18 protein-coding genes are annotated in these 16,036 nt (G+C 67.8%); 4 read left to right on the top strand and 14 right to left on the bottom strand.

Annotated elements, in window-relative coordinates; translation table 11 throughout:
* Window positions 1-30: 30 nt before the first annotated feature.
* Together ddaH and rocD are read left to right on the top strand one after the other, a co-directional pair.
* On the top strand, window positions 31-885 hold the full coding sequence (ddaH, locus tag MHN84_RS13850; RefSeq protein WP_241205114.1) for a dimethylargininase: 855 nt from the start codon (window positions 31-33) through the stop codon (window positions 883-885).
* Entirely contained in the window at window positions 882-2,099 is a 1,218-nt protein-coding gene (rocD, locus tag MHN84_RS13845; RefSeq protein WP_304654315.1) for an ornithine--oxo-acid transaminase, read from the top strand. The genes ddaH and rocD overlap by 4 nt, the downstream gene beginning before the upstream one ends.
* Here the strand turns inward: rocD and MHN84_RS13840 are convergent.
* The 10 genes from MHN84_RS13840 to MHN84_RS13795 form a co-directional block, all read right to left on the bottom strand.
* Window positions 2,096-2,929 carry a mycofactocin-coupled SDR family oxidoreductase gene (locus MHN84_RS13840; protein ID WP_255730421.1) on the bottom strand — a complete coding sequence of 278 codons (834 nt, stop codon included), beginning with the start codon at window positions 2,927-2,929 and terminating at the stop codon, window positions 2,096-2,098. The two genes, rocD and MHN84_RS13840, sit on opposite strands and share 4 nt — an antisense overlap.
* Before the next feature lie 49 nt (window positions 2,930-2,978).
* The gene (locus MHN84_RS13835; RefSeq protein ID WP_241205112.1) at window positions 2,979-3,806 is read right to left on the bottom strand and encodes an SHOCT domain-containing protein; all 828 of its coding nucleotides are present in this window, start codon (window positions 3,804-3,806) and stop codon (window positions 2,979-2,981) included.
* A gap of 23 nt (window positions 3,807-3,829) precedes the next feature.
* On the bottom strand, window positions 3,830-4,618 hold the full coding sequence (locus MHN84_RS13830) for a cutinase family protein (RefSeq protein ID WP_241205168.1): 789 nt from the start codon (window positions 4,616-4,618) through the stop codon (window positions 3,830-3,832).
* A 213-nt stretch (window positions 4,619-4,831) separates the two neighbouring features.
* The gene (gene tuf, locus MHN84_RS13825) at window positions 4,832-6,022 is read right to left on the bottom strand and encodes an elongation factor Tu (RefSeq protein ID WP_221358128.1); all 1,191 of its coding nucleotides are present in this window, start codon (window positions 6,020-6,022) and stop codon (window positions 4,832-4,834) included.
* Window positions 6,023-6,106: 84 nt separating this feature from the next.
* A complete protein-coding gene (fusA, locus tag MHN84_RS13820) occupies window positions 6,107-8,209 on the bottom strand; it encodes an elongation factor G (protein ID WP_308192944.1) in 2,103 nt (700 codons plus the stop codon).
* 78 nt (window positions 8,210-8,287) lie between these two features.
* Window positions 8,288-8,758 carry a 30S ribosomal protein S7 gene (gene rpsG / locus MHN84_RS13815; RefSeq protein ID WP_221358132.1) on the bottom strand — a complete coding sequence of 157 codons (471 nt, stop codon included), beginning with the start codon at window positions 8,756-8,758 and terminating at the stop codon, window positions 8,288-8,290.
* Window positions 8,758-9,132 (bottom strand): 30S ribosomal protein S12, encoded by a 375-nt coding sequence (rpsL, locus tag MHN84_RS13810; RefSeq protein ID WP_046361107.1) that lies wholly within the window; start codon window positions 9,130-9,132, stop codon window positions 8,758-8,760. The genes rpsG and rpsL overlap by 1 nt, the downstream gene beginning before the upstream one ends.
* Before the next feature lie 253 nt (window positions 9,133-9,385).
* Window positions 9,386-9,961: a TetR/AcrR family transcriptional regulator gene (locus MHN84_RS13805; protein ID WP_241205111.1), complete on the bottom strand. Its 576-nt coding sequence runs from the start codon at window positions 9,959-9,961 to the stop codon at window positions 9,386-9,388.
* Between the two features lie 48 nt (window positions 9,962-10,009).
* Entirely contained in the window at window positions 10,010-10,543 is a 534-nt protein-coding gene (locus MHN84_RS13800) for a DUF3558 family protein (protein WP_241205110.1), read from the bottom strand.
* 1 nt (window position 10,544) lies between these two features.
* On the bottom strand, window positions 10,545-11,102 hold the full coding sequence (locus tag MHN84_RS13795) for a DUF3558 domain-containing protein (protein WP_241205109.1): 558 nt from the start codon (window positions 11,100-11,102) through the stop codon (window positions 10,545-10,547).
* A gap of 120 nt (window positions 11,103-11,222) precedes the next feature.
* On the opposite strand from MHN84_RS13795, the gene MHN84_RS13790 reads away from it, so the two are divergent.
* Window positions 11,223-11,534: a DUF3060 domain-containing protein gene (locus MHN84_RS13790; RefSeq protein ID WP_241205166.1), complete on the top strand. Its 312-nt coding sequence runs from the start codon at window positions 11,223-11,225 to the stop codon at window positions 11,532-11,534.
* A 2-nt stretch (window positions 11,535-11,536) separates the two neighbouring features.
* A complete protein-coding gene (locus MHN84_RS13785; RefSeq protein WP_241205108.1) occupies window positions 11,537-11,938 on the top strand; it encodes a DUF3060 domain-containing protein in 402 nt (133 codons plus the stop codon).
* Between the two features lie 8 nt (window positions 11,939-11,946).
* Here the strand turns inward: MHN84_RS13785 and MHN84_RS13780 are convergent, their stop codons facing one another.
* The 4 genes from MHN84_RS13780 to MHN84_RS13765 are packed head-to-tail and all read right to left on the bottom strand — an operon-like array spanning window position 11,947 to window position 16,024.
* Window positions 11,947-12,729: a crotonase/enoyl-CoA hydratase family protein gene (locus MHN84_RS13780; RefSeq protein ID WP_241205165.1), complete on the bottom strand. Its 783-nt coding sequence runs from the start codon at window positions 12,727-12,729 to the stop codon at window positions 11,947-11,949.
* Complete coding sequence (locus MHN84_RS13775) at window positions 12,729-13,445, bottom strand: PaaX family transcriptional regulator C-terminal domain-containing protein (RefSeq protein ID WP_374238367.1); 717 nt, start codon at window positions 13,443-13,445, stop codon at window positions 12,729-12,731. The genes MHN84_RS13780 and MHN84_RS13775 overlap by 1 nt, the downstream gene beginning before the upstream one ends.
* A 12-nt stretch (window positions 13,446-13,457) precedes the next feature.
* Entirely contained in the window at window positions 13,458-14,396 is a 939-nt protein-coding gene (locus MHN84_RS13770; RefSeq protein WP_241205106.1) for a crotonase/enoyl-CoA hydratase family protein, read from the bottom strand.
* A complete protein-coding gene (locus MHN84_RS13765; RefSeq protein WP_241205105.1) occupies window positions 14,393-16,024 on the bottom strand; it encodes an acyl-CoA dehydrogenase family protein in 1,632 nt (543 codons plus the stop codon). Before MHN84_RS13765 ends, MHN84_RS13770 begins: the two co-directional genes overlap by 4 nt.
* Window positions 16,025-16,036 lie beyond the last annotated feature (12 nt).

Here is a 16,036-nt window from a genome sequence, read left to right as displayed (position 1 = left end):
GCGCCGCCCCCGCCAAAATATCGTTCAGTCATGCCGATCGACATCGCCGCCGCTGCGCTCCCCCGCCCCGAGTCGGCGACCGCGCGTGCCCAGCGGCCGCGCCGCTTCGTGATGGTCCGCCCCACCCACTTCACCGTCGACTACGTGATCAACCCCTGGATGGACCTGTCCACACCCGTCCACACCGCACATGCGATCGCCCAGTGGGAAGCACTGCGGCAGGCCTACCTCGACCTCGGCCACACCGTCGAGGAGGTCCACCCACTGCCCGGCCTGTCCGACATGGTGTACGCGGCCAACGGCGGGATGGTGGTCAACGGTCGCGCGGTGGTGGCGCGATTCGCTCATCCTGAACGCGCCGGCGAGGCGCCGGCGCACGCAGCCTGGTTGCTCGACAACGGTTTCGTGAGCATGCAGACCCGCCACACCAACGAAGGGCAGGGCGATCTCCTGCTCGTCGGCTCGACCATCCTCGCCGGCTACGGGTTTCGCACTGACCGACGCGCCCACCAGGAGATCGCCGACCACCTCCAGATGCCGCTCGTCAGCCTGGAACTGGTCGACCCGCGGTTCTACCACCTCGACACGGCGCTGGCCGTTCTCGACGACACGACCATCGCCTACTACCCGCCCGCGTTCGCCGACCACTCACTGGCCACGCTGCGGCAGCTGTACCCGCAGGCCATCGAAGTCGCCAGCGCCGACGCCTACGCGCTGGGCCTCAACGTCGTCTCCGACGGACTCAACGTCGTGATGCCCGCCGCAGCCGCCGGCTTCGCCGAGCAGTTGCGCCACCACGGATTCCGGCCGGTGGGCGTCGATCTGTCCGAGTTGCTCAAGGGCGGCGGCTCGGTGAAATGCTGCACCCTGGAGGTTCATTCATGACCGCGATGCATGCCCCCACCCGAACCGAGAACGCGATCGACCTCGACAACCGTTGTGTTGCACACAATTACGCTCCGCTACCGGTTGTCGCCGCACACGCTGACGGTGCCTGGATCACCGATGTCGAGGGCAGGCGCTATCTGGACTGCCTGGCTGCGTACTCCGCGGTCAACTTCGGCCATCGCCATCCGACGATCGTCGCCGCCGCCCACGCTCAGCTGGACCGGGTGACGCTGGTGAGCCGCGCCTTCCACGCCGAGCCGCTCGCGCCGTTCTGCGCCGCACTTGCCGCACTGTGCGGCAAGGAGATGGTGCTGCCGATGAACAGCGGCGCCGAGGCCGTCGAGAGCGGCATCAAGGTGGCCCGCAAGTGGGGCCACGACGTCAAGGGAGTGCCCGCAGGCACCTCGAACATCATCGTGGCGCGCAACAACTTTCACGGCCGAACCACGACCATCATCAGTTTTTCCGACGACGAGACGGCGCGGCGCGGGTTCGGCCCGTACACCCCCGGCTTCCGGTCCGTCCCGTTCGGTGACGCCGACGCGCTGGCCGCCGCGATCGACGACCACACCGTCGCTGTGTTGCTCGAACCCATCCAAGGCGAGGCCGGCATCATCGTGCCGCCGGACGGCTACCTGCCACAGGTGCGCGCGCTGTGCACCGAGCGCGGGGTTCTGTTTATCGCGGACGAGATCCAGTCCGGTCTCGCCCGCACCGGCGCGACGTTCGCCTGCGACCACTGGAACGTCGTCCCTGACATCTATCTGCTGGGTAAGGCGCTCGGCGGCGGGGTGGTACCGCTGTCGGCCGTGGTCGCCGACCGTGAGGTGCTCGGCGTCTTGCATCCGGGCGAGCACGGGTCGACGTTCGGCGGCAACCCGTTGGCCGCCGCGATCGGCCACACCGTGGTCGAGATGCTCGCGCCCGGCGACTTTCAGCGCCGCGCAGCCGAACTCGGCGCCGTCCTGCACGGCCGGCTGAGTGAGCTCGTCGGCCGCGGCGTGCTGAGCGTGCGCGGCAAGGGGCTGTGGGCCGGGGTGGACATCGACCCGGTGCACGGCACTGGCAAGCAGATCAGCCTGCGGCTGGCCGAGCGCGGCGTGCTGGTCAAGGACACCCACGGGTCGACACTGCGCTTCGCGCCCCCGATCGTCGTCACCGAGGACGAGATCGTATGGGCCGGCGGTCAATTGGCCGACGTCCTGGCTTAGTACTTGGCCGTGCCCCGGTCGACGGCGATCTGCGAGCCGGAGATGGTCGCCGAACCGTCACCGGCCAGCCATGCGACCACGTCGGACACCTCCTCGGGAGTCATGAACTCCTTGAGACCTTTCTTGCCCTCGTGGTGCACCGGCTGATACGGCATCGGCGAGAAGCTGTGCAGGAACGCCGGATACTTGCCGAAGATCTCCATCATCGCCTCGGGCTGCACCATCGGTGTGTCGATCGAGTACGGATGGATCGAGTTCACCCGGATGCCGAACTCACCGGCCTCGATCGCGAGCGCGTTCGTCAGCGCCACCAGCCCGTGCTTGGACGCCGAATAGTGGGCATTGCCCGGGGTCGCCTTCGTCCCCGCCGAGGAACTGACGATGATGATCGAGCCGCCGTTGCCCGCTTCGATCATCGCCGGGACCGCCGCCCTGATGGTGCGCCACGTCCCGTTGAGGTTGACGTCGATGACGGTGTCCCACTGCTCTTCCGACATCTCCCAGATCCGGCCCCAGCTCAGGATCCCGGCGTTGGCCACCACGATGTCGAGCCTGCCGAACTGCTCGACGCCGTCGGCGACGAGCTGCTGCTGCGCGGCGAGATCCCGGATGTCGACCTCGCGGGTCAGCACCTTGCGGCCGGCCTCTTCCACCAGCCGTGCGGTCTCGGCGAGATCCTCGGCGGTGGGCATCGGATAGGTGACGGTGTCGGTGACCGCCTTGCAGACATCGATCGCGATGATGTCGGCGCCCTCGGCGGCCAACCTGACGGCATGCGCGCGGCCCTGCCCCCGCGCCGCCCCGGTGATCAGCGCGACGCGCCCTTCCAGTGATGTCACCGGCTCAGGCTAACAGCAGAACTAGAACGCGTTCTAGTCCCTAGAGCTCGGCGATGATCTGCTGCCTCTTGGCGGTGTACTCGGCCTCGCTGATGGTGCCGGTCGCGCGCAGGGTTTCCAACTCCTGGAGTCGCTGCGCGACGGTCGGGGCGGGGGCTGCCATCGGCGGCGCCGACGGGGTGGCCGGAACGGGCGGCGGCACCTGCTGCGCGGCGGCCCGCCGCACGATCGCCTGCACCTGCTGGCGCGCGGCGGGATTGGACCGCAGGTCGACCATGCTGTCGATCCCGATCCCATAGGCTTTGAGGACAGCCAGGATCTCCATCAGCGGCTCGGTCTGGCCGGTGAGGTCGTAGGTCCGGTTGTCCTCGGCGATGGTGAATGTCGCCGGCATCAACCCACTGATCAGCGCGCTGCGCTCCCAGTCGATCTGGTAGTCCTGGGTGACCGGATCGACCAGGACCGCCAGCCTGCGACTCATGATCATCGGCTGGCGGCTCATCGATGCCACCACCTTTTCCTGGGTGGCGAACGGCGTGATGCCGGGACCGGAGACCCTCAGATCCAGCTTCACCAGCGGTTGTTCGTTGATCCGCGTGTTGGTCTCGTGAATCCCGACGACCTGTGCCAGCGCCAACACCCCGCCGGCCTCGAGCTCCTGAGTCTTGGCGGCCGACCGGGCTCCGAAGCCGGTGATGGCCAAAGCGATCAGGATGTCGACCGCGGTGATGATCAGACCGCCCCAGAACAGCCAGCTCATCATCGGGTCGCGGCCACTGGCGAAGTAGATCACCAGGAAGATGGGCCCGACGATGCCGCACAGCAGGACGAACAGCTGCACCTTGACGTAGCGCCAGATTGTCGACACGGGTCAGATTATGACCCGGCAGGTCAGGAACCGGGAGGTACCTGAACGGGATTGGCGTCGGGAACCGGGACCGGATGCTGCTGGACGAGCTGGTACAACGGCGCCACCCATGCGTCGGCCGACGACGGGGTCCGCGCATAGCTGGTGTGGACGGCCACCGCGGCCGGGTTCATGTCGTCCTCGGCGTCCGGGTCGTAGTCGCAGACCGCATCCCCGAGATCGCACACGCTGATCGTGCGGGCACCCATGGTGGGGGTCAGCGGGGCGGGCGTGTGCGCCAGGATCGGCCAGTCCTGCGCGACACCCTTGCCGCGTCCGGGAACGGCCGTGACCGAGCCCAGGTTCAGTGTCGGATCGGCCGGGAGACGGTCGCCGTCGGCGACGAGCAGCGCGGCGGCGAGGTTGGGGCTGGTCTCCAGTGCGGCCAGGTTGCGGTGCACCACCATGGCGCCCTGCGAATAGCCGGCGAGCACCACCTGCGTCGTCGGGCACTGCGCGACGAACGCGGCGTACTGCGCGCCCAGCGCAGCTGCGCCGGTGTCGACGCTGCCCATGAACCCCAGCCACGCCATCGCGCCACCGTCGGGCGGCACGGGGACGGCGGGATAGTTCACCGCTTCGGCGGTGATCGTGCGACCGCTCTGCTGGACCAACTGCGCGAAGTCGCGATAGGAGGTGTTGACCACCCGACCCATGCCGTCATCGGCGGCGATGTCGGCGGGGGTGCGCTCACCGGAGCCGGCCGCACCGATCCAGTGCACGTCGGGGCAGCCCGGTTGCGCGGCAGCGGTACCGGCGGACAGACCCATCATCGCGGCGCCGGCGACGAGGGCAGCGGCCGCGGTTGCAGCGACGGAACGAATACTCAAGAACCTGATCCCAACCTTCGACACAAGATGAAGGCGGCGGACCCCTCGACCGCCGCCGTGAAGTACATCGCCGTCGGCCTCGGTGGCGTTACAGCAGGTGGACACACAAAAGTGGCGCCCACCCTCTCGGGTGAGCGCCACTCCTGCAGGCGGAACCTACTTGATGATCTTCGACACGCGGCCGGCGCCGACGGTACGGCCGCCCTCGCGGATCGCGAAGCGCAGGCCCTCGTCCATGGCGACGGGCTGGATCAGCTTGACGGAGATGTCGGTGTTGTCACCGGGCATCACCATCTCGGTGCCCTCGGGCAGGGTCACCACGCCGGTCACGTCCGTGGTCCGGAAGTAGAACTGCGGACGGTAGTTGTTGAAGAACGGCGTGTGGCGGCCACCCTCGTCCTTGGACAGGATGTAGACGCTGCCCTCGAACTCGGTGTGCGGGGTGGTGGTGCCGGGCTTGACGATGACCTGGCCGCGCTCGACGTCCTCGCGCTTGATACCACGGACCAGCAGACCGACGTTGTCACCGGCCTGGCCCTGATCGAGCAGCTTGCGGAACATCTCGACACCGGTGACGGTGGTCTTGGTGACGCCCGGGCGGATGCCGACGATCTCGACTTCCTCGTTCACGTTGATCACGCCGCGTTCCACACGACCGGTGACCACGGTGCCGCGGCCGGTGATGGTGAAGACGTCCTCGACGGGCATCAGGAACGGCTTGTCGGTCTCGCGGACCGGGTCCGGGATCGACTCGTCGACAGCCTCCATCAGGTCCTCGACCGACTTCACCCACTGGGCGTCGCCTTCGAGAGCCTTGAGCGCCGACACGCGCACGACCGGGGCGTCCTCGTCGAAGTCCTGGGCGGCCAGCAGTTCGCGGACCTCCATCTCGACGAGCTCGAGGAGTTCCTCGTCGTCGACCATGTCCGACTTGTTCAGCGCGACCAGGATGTAGGGCACGCCGACCTGGCGGGCGAGCAGCACGTGCTCACGGGTCTGCGGCATCGGGCCGTCGGTGGCGGCGACCACCAGGATCGCGCCGTCCATCTGGGCGGCACCGGTGATCATGTTCTTGATGTAGTCAGCGTGACCGGGGGCGTCGACGTGTGCGTAGTGACGCTTGTCGGTCTGGTACTCCACGTGGGAGATGTTGATCGTGATACCGCGCTGACGCTCCTCGGGCGCATTGTCGATCTGGTCGAATGCGCGCGACTCGTTCAAATCGGGGTACTTGTCGTGCAGAACCTTGGTGATTGCTGCAGTCAGCGTGGTCTTGCCGTGGTCAACGTGACCGATGGTCCCGATGTTGACGTGCGGCTTCGTCCGCTCGAACTTCGCCTTCGCCACTGTGTTGTCCTCCTGGACTGTGTTGGTGCTCTTACTGAAGCAGGGTTGATCTTTGCAGTTGTGGTTCGCCGCGAGGCAACCGGGCTACTGCCCGGTGGCCTTCGCGATGATCTCCTTCGACACGTTCGCCGGAACTTCGGCGTACGAGTCGAACACCATGGAGTAGTTGGCCCGGCCCTGGGTCTTCGACCGAAGGTCTCCGACGTAGCCGAACATCTCCGACAGCGGCACCTGCGCCTTGACGACACGCGCACCGCTGCGCTCCTCCATGGCCTGGATCTGACCACGGCGGGAGTTCAGGTCGCCGATCACGTCACCCATGTAGTCCTCGGGGGTGGTGACCTCGACGGCCATGATGGGCTCGAGAATGACGGGCTGCGCAGCCTGCGCGGCCTTCTTGAGCACCTGCGAGCCGGCCACCTTGAACGCCATTTCCGACGAGTCGACCTCGTGGAACGCGCCGTCGAGCAGGGTGACCTTGATGTTCACCAGCGGGTAGCCGGCCAGCACGCCGTACTGCATGGCGTCCTGCGCACCGGCGTCGACCGACGGAATGTACTCGCGCGGGATACGGCCACCGGTGACCTTGTTCTCGAATTCGTAGGTCGCACCGTCCTCGCCGCTGAACGGCTCGAGGTCGATGAGCACCTTCGCGAACTGGCCCGAGCCACCCGTCTGCTTCTTGTGGGTGAACTCGACCTTCTCCACCTTGCGGCGGATGGTCTCGCGGTAGGCCACCTGCGGCTTGCCGACGTTGGCCTCGACCTTGAACTCGCGACGCATGCGGTCGACGAGGATGTCGAGGTGGAGCTCGCCCATACCGCCGATGACGGTCTGGCCGGTCTCCTGGTCGAGGTGCACCTTGAAGGTGGGGTCCTCTTCGGCGAGCTTCTGGATCGCGGTGCCCAGCTTCTCTTGGTCGCTCTTGGTCTTGGGCTCGATGGCGACCTCGATGACCGGATCCGGGAAGGTCATGGACTCCAGCACGATCTGCTGGTTCGCGTCGCTCAGCGTGTCACCGGTGGTGGTGTCCTTGAGGCCGATGACCGCGTAGATGTGACCGGCGCTGGCCGTCTCGACCGGGTTCTCCTTGTTGGAGTGCATCTGGAACAGCTTGCCCAGGCGCTCCTTCTTGCCCTTGGTCGCGTTGACGACCTGCGAGCCGGAGTCGACCTTGCCGGAGTACACGCGGACGTAGGTCAGCTTGCCGAAGAACGGGTGCGTGGCGACCTTGAACGCCAGACCCGAGAACGGCTCGTCGACCGACGGGTTACGCGTGATCAGCTCGTCTTCCTTGCCGGGGACGTGGCCCTCGGCGGGCGGCACGTCCAGCGGCGACGGCAGGTAGTCGATGACCGCGTCGAGCATGGGCTGCACGCCCTTGTTCTTGAACGCGCTGCCGCACAGCACCAGGTAGGCCTCGGAGTTGATCGTCAGCTTGCGCAGCGCAGCCTTGATCTCCTCGACGGTGAGCTCCTCGCCGCCGAAGTACTTCTCCATCAGCGCGTCGTCGGTCTCGGCGACGGCCTCGAGCAGCTTGGTGCGGTACTCGTCGGCCTTCTCGGCCAGATCGGCCGGGATCTCGACGGTGTCGTACTTCTCGCCGAGCTTGGCCTCGGCGCTCCACACCTTGGCGTTCATCTCGACCAGGTCGACGATGCCGGCGAAATCACCTTCGGAGCCGATGGGCAGCTGGATCGGGATGACGTTGGCGCCCAGGCGCTCTTCCATCGTGCGTACCGAGAAGTAGAAGTCGGCACCCAGCTTGTCCATCTTGTTGACGAAGCAGATGCGCGGCACGTCGTACTTGTCGGCCTGGCGCCACACCTGCTCGGACTGCGGCTCGACGCCTTCCTTGCCGTCGAAGACGGCAACGGCGCCGTCGAGCACGCGCAGGCTGCGCTCCACCTCGACGGTGAAGTCCACGTGGCCCGGGGTGTCGATGATGTTGATCTGGTTGCCGTTCCAGAAGCAGGTGGTGGCAGCCGAGGTGATGGTGATACCCCGCTCCTGTTCCTGCTCCATCCAGTCCATCGTGGCGGCACCGTCGTGCACCTCACCGATCTTGTAGCTGATACCGGTGTAGTAGAGGATGCGTTCGGTCGTCGTCGTCTTGCCGGCATCGATGTGCGCCATGATGCCGATGTTGCGGACCTTCGTGAGGTCGGTCAGCACGTCCTGTGCCACGGCTAGATTCCCACTCTTTCGCTTGCTTGTTTGCTGTCGTCTTGCACCACCCTCGGCAACACTGCCGGGGGTGCTAAATCACCAGCGGTAGTGCGCGAAGGCGCGGTTCGCCTCGGCCATCTTGTGGGTGTCCTCGCGGCGCTTGACCGCGGCACCCAGGCCGTTACTGGCATCGAGGATCTCGTTGGCCAGACGCTCGATCATGGTCTTCTCGCGGCGAGCCTTGGAGAAGCTGACCAGCCAGCGCAGCGCCAGCGTCACCGAGCGGTCCGGGCGGACCTCGACGGGGACCTGGTAGGTGGCACCGCCGACGCGGCGGCTGCGCACCTCGAGCGAGGGCTTCACGTTGTCCATGGCCCGCTTGAGCGTGACCACCGGATCGGTGCCGGTCTTGTCGCGGGCCTGTTCGAGCGCACCATAAACAATGCGTTCGGCCAGCGATTTCTTCCCGTCCAGCAGGACTTTGTTGACCAGCTGGGTGACCAGCTGCGACCCGTAGACGGGGTCGTTGACCAACGGACGCTTGGGCGCGGGTCCCTTGCGCGGCATCAGCTCTTCTCCTTCTTCGCGCCGTAGCGGCTGCGGGCCTGCTTGCGGTTCTTCACGCCCTGGGTGTCGAGCGACCCACGGATGATCTTGTAACGCACACCGGGGAGGTCCTTCACACGACCACCGCGCACCAGCACCATCGAGTGCTCCTGCAGGTTGTGGCCCTCACCGGGGATGTAGGCGGTGACCTCGACCGAGCTGGTCAGCCGGACGCGCGCGACCTTGCGCAGCGCGGAGTTCGGCTTCTTGGGGGTCGTGGTGTACACGCGGGTGCACACGCCGCGACGCTGGGGGCTTCCCTTCAGCGCCGCGGTCTTCACCTTGGCGACCTTGTCGTGGCGACCCTTGCGGACCAGCTGATTGATCGTTGGCATGTACCGGCTTCCTGTGTTGCTTTCGTCTTCTACAAGTTTCGTGTTGCGGGCTACCCCGCATCCGGGCGTGTCGCATGCGGACACCGCGCGTTCTCGGAGTATTTTCCAAGGCGCCGCGGCGCTAGACATGCGAAGCTGCCCGGCGTGCAGGCGTGCTTGTGACTCGAACAAGCCTCAAGCGCCTAGTCTGCCAGGCACGACGGTCCACGATACCAGGGCTCGCGACCTCGACAAAACCCGCTGACCTGCGCGGTCATCGATGGCGCATGCCGGCGGCGAGTCGCATCACCATATCGCTGAACACGGCATCGGTGTCGATACCGCTCATCACCCCGGTCATCTCCAGCAGCACGAACCCGTGCATCGCCGACCAGAACTCCAGGGCGGCGTAGAACGCCGACTCCTCGGTCAGCCCGTAGGTGGAGAGCACCGAGATGACCGGCGCTGCGGCGGCGTGGGTGGCCTCGGTGAACTCCGGGTCGTCACCCCCCAACGGCATCCGCGTGAACGCCGAATAGCGACCCGGGTGGTGGTGGGCGTAGCTGCGGTAGGCGCCGGCCATCACCATCACCGCGTCGTCGGGCGTCCGCCCCTGCCCCACCGTGTTGAGCATGTCGATGATGTCGCCCACCACCCGCATCCGCACCGACCGGCGCAGGTCGTCGAGGCTGTGCACGTGGTTGTACAGCGACGGACCCTTGGTGCCGAGTTGATTGGCCAGCGCGTTGATGGTCAGCGCGTCCCAGCCTTCGCGGTCGAGGAACGTCAGCGCGGCGTTGACGATGGCCTCACGGCTCAGCCTCGCCGTACGCGGCGGCCGAGTAGCCATCTCGTCGTTCCCCCTTCACGGCCCGTCCATGCGGGTCGACGAGAGACTCTAGTTCACGCGCTCCTGGCTGAGCTGGGCAAGCTGTCCGACGATCGTGCAGAGGTCGGGCAGGGTCTGCGAGTTCAGGGTCTGGATCGACCAGGTGATGACGTCGCTGCCCTTGGCCACGTAGATGCTGCACGCCGAATCGTCGAAGGCCTTGAAACCCTTGTTGCCGTCCAGCGACAGCTCGGTCACGGTGCGGCCGGCCTGCTGCTCGAGTTCACGCTCGGTGTCCATGTCGCTGCCGCGGTACCACCAGGTCGAGATGCCCATGCCGGCGCCGACGTCGCCGATCATCGTGTTCTCCTGCCAGAAGCACCCGGTGTCGCTGACCACGGCACGGGTGAACAGGCTCGGGCCGGCCGCCGCGGCGACGTCGGAGTCGGAGATGCCGTTGCAGTCGACGCTGCGGAAGCCGCCACCGGCGGCGGCGCCGGCGTCGGCCGACGGCGCCGCGGGACCGGCCGGTCCGCCACAGGCGACCAGGATCGTCGACGCGCCGAGAGCCAGGCCCGCGGCGGCCATGCGCAGACTTCTCATGTCACATGTCCGAGCGCAGGGTCGCCGTCAGGAGTTTCACGGCGTCGACGCACGGATCGCCGGATTTCTGGCCGCGGAACTGCACCCACCAGCTCAGCACGCCGGTGCCGGCTGCGGCGGTCGCCGAACAGGCCGCACCGGTGATGTCGCGGCGCGCCGAGAACGCCTGGTGCCGCTCGATCACCGTGTCCCTCACGTCGGCTCCGCGACCCGCGGCCACGTCGCGCTCGCGCCGCAGCGAACCGTCGGCGAACCATGCAAACGTCACATCCACGGTCGCCGCGCCCGGCCGGGACAGAATGTACTGACACACCGCGCCGCTGTAGGGCCGGATCACGTTGTTCGCCTCCAGCGTCGCCTGTACGGTGCTGTCGTCGAGCAGACCGCACCGATCGTCGACGTATCCGTAGGACCGGTCGGGGTCGGGCACGGAGCCCTCCGCCCGTTGCGCTGTGCCGCCCACCGTGTGCGCGCACCCACCCGCCGTCGCCGTCACGAGGACAGCGGCGACAGCAACGGTGAGGGCATCCACCACACGTTGGCTCACAGGCTGGCGCATCGCAGCTCACGGTACCCAGCGCAACTCGCTGTGGCGACTCGCTCGACGTCGTAGGCTGCCGGGGTGACCACTTCGGGACGAGTGCTGGCCGCGGTCGTGCTGACGGCGTCTGCCGTGCTGATGGCCTCCCCGCTCGCGCAGGCCAAGAACGGCGACACGCACATCACCGGGCAGGGCATCAGCAGAACCATCGACTGCAACAACGCGACGCTGATCGTGGTGGGCACCGGTAATCAAATCAACGCGCTCGGAACGTGCTGGGCGGTGACGGTGCAGGGCTCGAGCAACGTGATCGTCGCCGACAACGTCATCAACGACGTCACGGTGTACGGCTACGACCAGGCGGTGTTCTACAAGAACGGCTCACCGATCGTGTGGGACCGCGGCCGCGAACTGGGGATGACAAACCGGGTGGACCGGGTACCCGCGTAGCCGTGAAACGACTACTCCTCGGCGGCACGGCGCTGTGCGCGGCGGTTCTCGGCCTCTCGGCGTGCGGCTCCACCAGTTCTGACACCGATCAGCCCACCGCGACGGCCGGTTCCTCGGGCGCGCAGATCGAGATCGGCAACACGATCAACTACGGCTCGCTCGGTACGACGGCCGACCTCGACTGCGCCGACGGCAAGTCGCTGAACGTCGGCGGGTCGAACAACACGCTCACGGTGAGGGGCACCTGCGCGAACGTGAACATCGGCGGCGCCGACAACAAGATCACCTTCGACCGCGTGGACAAGGAACTGTCGGTGGTGGGGATCAACAACACGGTCACCTACCGCGATGGCGATCCGAAAGTCAACGACACCGGCAGCAACAACACCATCAGCAAGGGCTGAACCCCGGCTCAGGTCGCGCTCGCGCCGTGCCTGCCCTCGCCGGCCGCGAAACGCTGTGCGCCCCTCATGGATTCCGCTGAGACGCGCGACATGCTGGCGAACTCGAAGTCCATCGCCTCGGCCTCCGAGTGCCCCCACTGATGGAGCGCCGAGAGCCGGTCACTGCGCATGCAGGCCTGCGGTAGCCGAGCCAGCTCCGCGGCGAGCTCCTCGGCGGCGGCGCGGGCCTGCCCCGTCGGCACGACGCGGTTGGCCAACCCGATCGCGAGCGCTTCGTCGGCCTCGACGGCCCGCCCCGTCAGGATCATGTCCATCGCGCGGCTCTGCCCGATGAGCCGGGGCAGACGCACCGTGCCGCCGTCGATGAGCGGTACACCCCACCGCCGGCAGAACACCCCCATCACGGCGTCCTGTTCGACCACGCGCAGATCGCACCACACGGCCAACTCGAGTCCGCCGGCGACGGCGTAGCCGCTCACGGCCGCGATCACCGGTTTGGACAGCACCATGCGGCTCGGCCCCATCGGCCCAGGGCCGCTGCGATGCACCGCATTGACCTCGGGGGTGCCGAAAGCTTTGAGATCGGCTCCGGCGCAGAAGGTTCCGTTGTCGCCCCACAGCACGGCCACCGCTGCGGTCTCGTCGCGGTCGAACTCGTCGAAGGCGGCGTGCAGCGCGGCCGCCGCCGGGCCGTTGACCGCGTTGCGGGCGTGCGGCCGGTTCATGATCACCGTGGTCACCGGGCCGTTCTTCTCGACCCGCACTCCGTGCTCGCTCACCGTGCCCGTCATCATGCCTCCATGATCTCTTCGTGACGCCGCGCGGCCAGTTCCGCGGCGAAATCCTGATACGCCGCCCGCAACGCTGCGCCGGGCCAGTGCGCCGGGAGCATGCCACCGGGCAGCACCGGGTCGGTGCGCAGATGCCGCACGATGCCCGCGGCGGCAATGAAGCGACCGGGAACGTCAGGGGCGGCGGCCATCTCGGCGAGCAGCTCGTGACCGGCGTCCGCCCACCCCGGAAGATCCCACAGCGCGGCGGCCAGACCGGCCGGATCGTCGTCGTGTACGCGCAGTACCCGGGTGTGCGCGCGCACGTCGTCGGGCAGCACCACGTCGAGGTTGGCCGGGCGTAGCCACACCCCTTCGCGGAGTTCGCCGAACCTGCTGTCGTGCAGAGCCGTTCGCATCGCCGAACGGGTGCGTGCGTCGTTGCCGACGCTGGTCACCACCACGGCGATCCAGGAGCCGTCCCAGGGCCGCGTGCGTGGGTCGATCGCATCGTCCTGGCGACGCTGACGGGCCAACAGCCGGTCGGACAGGCGATAACCGTCATCGGAGCGCACCAGGTCACCCGCACCGACCATCCTGGTCAACGCGACCCGCACCGTCGGTTCTTTCAGGTCGAAATCGGCCGTGAGACGCAGCAATTCACTTGCCGTCGCCCAGGCCGGGTGCGCCCCCAACAGCACGCTGAGCACCACCGAGCGTGCGGTCATCCGCCTCACCGGCTGGGGCATTCACACCCCCGACGTGGCGCGCCCGTAGTCGCCGAACGGTTCGTCGCGGCGACGTACCGCTTCCCGGAACCCGTGCTCGCGGGCCTGCGCGACGAATGCATGCCCCTCCGGCGTGTGCCGCGCGATGCCGTCGAACACGGTCGAGACCATCGCGCTGGTGGCGACGCCCTGGCTGGACAGCGCGCTGTTCATCGCGAGCTTGACCATGATGAGCTGGTTGACCGGCATCGCGGCGATGCGCTCGACGAGACGTTCGGTGCGCTCGTCGAGGTCTTCCGGCGCAGGCGCCTCCACCGCAAGCCCCCATTCGGCGGCCTGCGCTCCGGTGATGCAATCGCCGGTCAGCAGAAGCCTTTTCGCGCGCTGGTCACCGAGGCGGTGCGCCCACAGGCCCGCAGCCGGCACACCCCACACCCGCGTGGGCGGATATCCGATCTTGGCGTCCGCTGCGGCGATCACCTGGTCGGCGTGCAGCGCGATGTCGGTGCCACCGGCCACGCAGTAGCCATGGATCTTCACCACCGTCGGCTTGTCGGCGTGCATGAGGCTCGCGAAGCCCCGCACGAAGCGGCTCATCATCTGGTAGTCGATCATCGGATCCCACGGCTGATCGGGCAGATGGTTGATGGCCTGTGTCTTGCCCGACAGCACGGTGTCCCGGTACGGGTTGCCACCACCGGCCGACGACGAGCCCTCCGCATAGGCCGACAGGTCGAACCCGGCGCAGAACCCTTCGCCGCGTCCGGAGACCAGGACGACGTGCACGTCCGGGTCGAGATCGGCGCGCTCGACCAGCGCCGACAACTCCAGCGGAGTGTCGGCGACGATCGCGTTGCCCTTCTCCGGTCGGTTGAACGTGATCCGGGCGACGCGGTCGGTGACCTCGTAGGTCATCGTCTTCAGGTCGTCGAAATCCACCGGCCTGATCGAATGGGTCATGCCTTGACCATCGCGCGCTCGAGGATCGGCGCGAGATCCAGCCCGGTGGGCAGCGTGCCGAACGCACCGCCCCACTGTCCACCCATCCGCGTGGCGAGGAACGCTTCCGCGACAGCGGGGTGGCCGTGGCGCACCAGCAGGGCGCCCTGCAGGGCCAGGGCGATGTCCTCGGCGACCTGGCGGGCCCGGTACTGGATCGTCGCCGGATCGAAGTCGGCCAGCGACTGCCGGAGCCCGGCGACGTGCGCGTCCAGCCGCGGATCGTGTCCCGCCGTCGCGCCCAGTTCGTCGAACAGCACGTCGATGCACTCGGGCCGGGTCGCCATGGCGCGCAACGTGTCCAGCGCGCTCACATTGCCCGAGCCCTCCCAGATGCCCATCAGTGGCGCTTCCCGGTACAGGCGCGGCATGCCCGAGTCCTCGACGTAGCCGTTGCCGCCCAGGCACTCCATCGCCTCGGCGGCGTGCGGTGTCGCGCGCTTGCACACCCAGTACTTGGCGGCGGCCAACCCGATCCTGCGCAGCAGGGTCTCGCGCTCGTCCCCGCGGACCGCATGGTCGGTGGCCCCGGCCATCCGCATCGCCAGCATCGTCGCCGCCTCGGCCTCCACCGCGAGATCGGCCAGCACGTTGCGCATCAGCGGCTGATCGATCAGGTAGGCGCCGAATGCCGAGCGGTGCTGGGCGTGGTGGATGGCGCGCATCAGCCCGGTGCGCATGCTGGTGGCGCTCCCCAGCGTGCAGTCCAGGCGGGTGAGGTTGACCATCTCGATGATGGTCGGTACGCCGCGGCCTTCCTCCCCCACCAGCCACGCCGTCGCTCCGTCGTACTCGACCTCGCTGGAGGCGTTCGCGTGGTTGCCGAGCTTGTCCTTGAGCCGCTGCAGGAACATCCGGTTGCGGCTGCCGTCGGGCAGCACCCGGGGCAGCAGGAAGCAGCTCAGCCCCGCAGGCGCCTGCGCGAGCACCAAGAAGATGTCGCACATCGGCGCGGAGGTGAACCATTTGTGCCCGCGCAGCGAGTAGGTGCCGTCGCCGTTGGGGGTGGCCTGGGTGGTTCCCGCGCGGACGTCGGACCCGCCCTGCTTCTCCGTCATCGACATGCCGGCGGTGATACCGGCCTTGGTGGTCGGCACCTTCAGCTCGGGGTCGTAGCTGCGGCTGGTGAGCAGCGGCTCGTAGATCGCCGCCAGGTCCGGGTTGTGCCGCAGCGCGGGGACCACGGCATAGGTCATCGAGATCGGGCAGATGTGGCCGGGCTCGGGAGTCCAGACCGAGGTCTTGGCGGCCCGCACGACGTGTGCGCCCGGCCGCTCGTCGGCCCACGGCGCGGCGTGCAGGCCGTGGCTGATCGCCACGGTCATCAGCTGGTGGTAGGCCGGGTCGAACTCGATCTCGTCGATGCGGTGCCCGACGCGGTCGTGGGTGTGCAGCACGGGCCGATTGCGGTCCGCCAGCTCACCCCAGCGCTGCGCTGCCGTGGAGCCGCCGAGCGCACCGAGGTCGTGCACCTCGTCGACGCCCCACTCGCCGCCTTCCCGTATCAGCGCCTCGGCGAGGACGGGCGAGGCGGCGGGGTTGAAGTCCTCCAGGGGCGGGACCTGATTGGTGACGACGTGCGTGTCCATGCCCACACTGTT

The organism is Mycobacterium sp. PSTR-4-N (assembly GCF_022348085.1).
Taxonomy (GTDB): domain Bacteria; phylum Actinomycetota; class Actinomycetes; order Mycobacteriales; family Mycobacteriaceae; genus Mycobacterium.
Note: the sequence above shows the minus strand (reverse complement) of the source record. Positions and strands in the feature narration are given on the sequence as shown.